The organism is Oerskovia sp. NPDC056781 (genome assembly GCF_042789955.1).
Classification (GTDB): domain Bacteria; phylum Actinomycetota; class Actinomycetes; order Actinomycetales; family Cellulomonadaceae; genus Oerskovia; species Oerskovia rustica.
On sequence record NZ_JBHUAD010000287.1, the window covers coordinates 1 to 4386 of the forward strand.

The 4386-nt window shown below is 73.4% G+C and carries 3 protein-coding genes; 1 reads left to right on the plus strand and 2 read right to left on the minus strand.

Going from position 1 to position 4386, the window contains the following annotated elements:
* Positions 1-22: 22 nt before the first annotated feature.
* Positions 23-1003 (minus strand): electron transfer flavoprotein subunit alpha/FixB family protein, encoded by a 981-nt coding sequence (locus tag ACFRCR_RS17215; protein ID WP_377679234.1) that lies wholly within the window; start codon positions 1001-1003, stop codon positions 23-25.
* Positions 1004-1011: 8 nt separating this feature from the next.
* Positions 1012-1821 (minus strand): electron transfer flavoprotein subunit beta/FixA family protein, encoded by an 810-nt coding sequence (locus ACFRCR_RS17220; protein ID WP_377679230.1) that lies wholly within the window; start codon positions 1819-1821, stop codon positions 1012-1014.
* Between the two features lie 181 nt (positions 1822-2002).
* Between ACFRCR_RS17220 and glgX the strand changes: the two genes are divergently transcribed.
* Positions 2003-4294: a glycogen debranching protein GlgX gene (gene glgX, locus ACFRCR_RS17225; protein ID WP_377679232.1), complete on the plus strand. Its 2292-nt coding sequence runs from the start codon at positions 2003-2005 to the stop codon at positions 4292-4294.
* Positions 4295-4386: the final 92 nt, after the last annotated feature.

The following is a 4386-nucleotide window of genomic DNA, read 5'->3' on the forward strand; positions in this document are numbered from 1 at the left end:
GTCCATGGGGGTGTTCGAGGCGTCAGCCCTTGTGCTCCCGCAGGACCTGCGCGGCCTGCGGCAGGACCTCGGCGAGGTCTCCCACGACTGCGAAGTCCGCGATCTCGAACAGCGGGCTGTCGGAGTCGTTGTTGACGGCCACGATCACCTGCGAGGCCTGCATGCCACCGCGGTGGTGCGGGGCTCCCGAGATCCCCGCGCCGATGTACAGGCGCGGCGCGATCGTCACCCCCGTCTGGCCGATGAACGTGTCGAACCAGCCCTCGTAGACCGCGTCACGCGTCGCGCCCACGGCTGCGCCGAGCACGTCCGCCAGCTCCTCGATGGGCCCGAAGTCGCCGTCGGTGCCGCGTCCGCCCGCGACGACCGTCGCGGCCTCGGCGAGCGCTGGACGCCCACCCTCGACGACCGGCTTCTCCTCACGGGACACGACCGTGACGGCGGTCGCCGACGCGGGGACCTCGACGGGGAACCCGATGACCTCGGTCTGGACCGAGGACTCGGCGGGCTCCGGGACGACGGAGTTGGCGCGGACCGTGAACACGGCCTGCTCGGTGACGACCTCGCACGAGGTGTCCCACGAGCCCGCGAAGACCCGCTTGTAGCCCACGGCCTTGCCGTCCTCGGCACGGACCGCGGCCGCGTCGATCACGAGGCCGGCACCCAGCGCGTAGGCGAGACGGGCCGCGGCCTCCTTGTTGGGGAAGGTCGCCGAGAGCAGCACGATGTCCGCGTTCGCGCGTCGCACCGCGGTCTCGAGGGTCGCCGAGACGACCGCCGTGAGGTGCGCGGCGTCCGTGCTCACGGACGTGGGCAGCTCGGCCTGGAGGACCGTGTCGACGCCGTAGGCACCGAGCTGGGCGAGCGTCGTGACGCTCGGGCTGCCGAGCGTCACGGCCTTGGGCCGACCGAGGCTGCGGGCGATGGTCAGGAGCTCGAGGGCCGCGGAGCGCAGCTGCGTCTCCGGGGAGTCGAGCAGGACGAGGACGTTGGTGGTCACGATGTTCCCTCTCAGACCAGGTCGTTACGGATGAGGAACTCGGCCAGCGCGCGGCCACCCTCGCCCTTGTCGACGACGACCTCGACCTCGGGGCGCGGCGGGCGCGGCGTGGCGGCGAGGACGCGGGTGCGGGCTCCGGCGTCGCCCACGGTCGCGGGGTCGAGCCCGAGCGCCGCGAGGTCCCAGACCTCGATCGGCTGCGTCCGCGCGGCCATGATGAGCTTGAAGTTGGGGAAGCGCGGCCAGTTGGCGTGGTCGGTCACGCTGACCACGGCGGGCAGCGGGGCCGAGAGCACCTCGAGCGCGTCGTCGAGCTCGCGCGTGACCTGGGCCGTGCGGGCCTGGACGTCCACCTCGAGCTTGCCCGCGAGCGTGAGCTGCGGCAGGTCGAGCGCGGCAGCGAGCAGCACGGGGACCACGGACCCCAGCCCGTCGAGGGCCGCCATGCCGGTGAGGACGAGGTCGACCGGCCCCTCCTCCTCGATCTTGCGGATCGCCGCGGCGAGCGTGGCGACGGTCCCGAAGTAGTCGGAGCCCGCGAGCGCCTCGTCGCTGACGCGCACGCCGCGGCCGACGCCCATCTGGTAGGCCTTGCGGATCGCGGTGTCGGCCTCGGGGCCCGCCATGGTCAGGACGACGACCTCGGACGTCTCCTGCTCGGCCTCCGGCAGCGACTCGACGATGCGCAGCGCGGCCTCGATGGCGTTCTCGTCGAGCTCGTTGAGGGTCCCCTCCTCGGACGATCGCACCACTCGTCCGGCGTCGAACCGCCGGTCGGCGTGGATATCGGGAACGTACTTGACGGCGACGACGATCCTCATCGTGATGTGCTCCGTGGTTGGGACGACGGTGGACCCGGGTGGTACCCGCACGCCACAGCCCTTCGTGGAAGGTGTGGCACAGGCGAAACCCTACCGGGCAGCGCCGCGCAACCGGGTGAGATCTCGCGCACGACCACCTGGTGAGCACAAGCCGTCCACATGCGGGCCTCACAATGGAGGGGTGCAAGCGCTTGCCCCCTCCCCCCGCCCTCGCCCCTCGCACGGCCCGGTGCCCCGGCTCGGCGTCCGTCTCGCCGGTGACGGCGTCGACGTCGCCGTGCTCGCCTCGCACGCGAGCGCCGTCCACCTGTGCCTGCTCGACGTCTCGCCCGACGGCGAGATCCACGAACGGCGGGTGGCGCTCGACGGGCCGACCCACGGCGTCTGGCACGGGCACGTCCCCGGCGTGGGTGAGGGACAGCGCTACGGCTTCCGGGCCGAGGGCCGATGGGACCCCGCGGCCGGCTTCCGGTACAACCCCGCGAAGCTCCTGCTCGACCCGTACGCACGCGGGATCGTGGGCGAGCTCGACGACGACCCGTCCACGCGCGGGCACGTGACCGAGCGGGACGCCTCGGGCACCCTCGTGGGCGACGTCCGTGGTCCGGCCGACCCGCGCGACTCGGCGGCGCACGTGCCGCACTCGGTCGTCGTGGCTCCTCGCACCGGGCACGAGCCCGTACGCCGACCCCACGTGCCGTGGGCCGACACGGTGGTCTACGAGGCCCACGTCCGCGGCCTGACCATGCAGCTCGACGCCGTGCCCGAGCACCTGCGCGGCACCTATGCGGGGCTCGCGCACCCGGCGACGATCGCGCACCTGAAGGGGCTCGGCGTCACGACGGTCGAGCTGCTGCCGATCCACGCGTTCCTGACCGAGCCGCACCTGGTGGCCGAGGGGCTCACCAACTACTGGGGCTACTCGACCGCGGGCTTCTTCGCCCCCCACGCCAAGTACGCGACGCGCGCCGCGCAGGAGGCCGGGCCCGGCGCCGTCGTCGACGAGGTGCGCGGCATGGTGCACCTGCTGCACGAGGCCGGGCTCGAGGTCCTCCTCGACGTCGTGCACAACCACACGTGCGAGGGCGGTGCGGACGGCCCGCACCTGTCGTGGCGCGGCCTCGACAACCCCGTCTACTACCTGCACGACGGCGCGTCCCCGGCCGAGCTCGCGGACGTCACCGGGACGGGGAACAGCCTCGACTTCCGGCGCGCCCGGGTCGTCCAGCTGACGCTCGACTCGCTGCGCTACTGGGCGCAGGAGATCGGCGTCGACGGCTTCCGCTTCGACCTCGCCGTGACCCTGGGTCGCGGCCCGGCAGGGTTCGACCCCGACCACCCGTTCCTCGTGGCGCTCCAGACCGACCCGGTGCTGAACGGCCTCAAGCTCGTCGCGGAGCCGTGGGACGTCGGCCCCGGCGGGTGGCGCACCGGGCAGTTCCCCGCCCCGCTGGCCGAGTGGAACGACCGCTTCCGCGGTGCCGTGCGCCAGTTCTGGCTCGCCGACCCGCGCGAGGCGTCGCACGGACGCCCCGGCCAGGGCGTGCGCGAGCTCGCGACCCGCCTGGCCGGGTCCGCGGACCTCTTCGGTCACAGCGACCCGCCGCTCATGCGAGGGCCTGTCGCGTCGGTCAACTTCGTCACGGCGCACGACGGGTTCACGCTCGCGGACCTCGTCGCCTACGAGCACAAGCACAACGAGGCCAACGGCGAGGGCAACCGTGACGGCAGCGACGACAACCGGTCCTGGAACCACGGGTTCGAGGGACGCCTCGAGAACGAGGAGATGACGATCGAGGGCTTCGAGCCGGGGGTCGAGATCGCGCCCCTTCGCCGCCGCTCGATCCGCAACCTCATGGCGACCCAGGTCCTGGCGGCCGGGACCCCCATGCTCACCGCGGGCGACGAGATGGGACGCACCCAGCGCGGCAACAACAACGCGTACTGCCAGGACGGGCCGCTGTCGTGGGTGAGCTGGGACCTCTCGCCCTGGCGCAAGGACCTGCTCGCGACCACGACCCACCTCCTGGGGCTGCGTCGTGAGCACGCCGCGCTGCGCAGCGAGACGTTCTTCCACGGCCGCCCACGGCACTCCGCGCAGGACGCGGTGCCGGACCTCGCGTGGTTCGACGCCGCAGGTGACCCCCTCGACCACGCCGCCTGGCACGACCCCGGGTTCCGCGTGCTGCAGATGCTGCGCACCGGCCCGCGTGCGGGCGACCGCGACGTGCTCCTGGTCCTCAACGGTGCGCTCGACACGGTCGAGGTCACGCTCGCGGGCGTGCCGGGACGCCCGGCCCACGGGGCTGCCGAGGTGGCCGGGAGCACCGCGTGGGAGCTCGCGTGGGACTCCGACTGGGAGCACCCGGGCGAGGGCGGGCGGCCCGTGGGCCCCGAGACGCACGGGACCGAAGGAGGGCTGCGGCCCCTGCTGGAGCCGCTCAGCCTGCAGGTCCATCTCTCGCCGAGGTAGCGGGGTCTCGTCGGGGGGGGGGGGGGGGGGCAACGCGGGGAACCAACCCCCCACCCCGCCCGCGGGGGCCCCCACACGAAATAGGAGGCAGC

Excerpts from the sequence above, each read along its gene's own strand:
- ACFRCR_RS17220 (WP_377679230.1), bottom strand. The coding sequence starts at position 1,821 with ATGAGGATCGTCGTCGCCGTCAAGTACGTTCCCGATATCCACGCCGAC.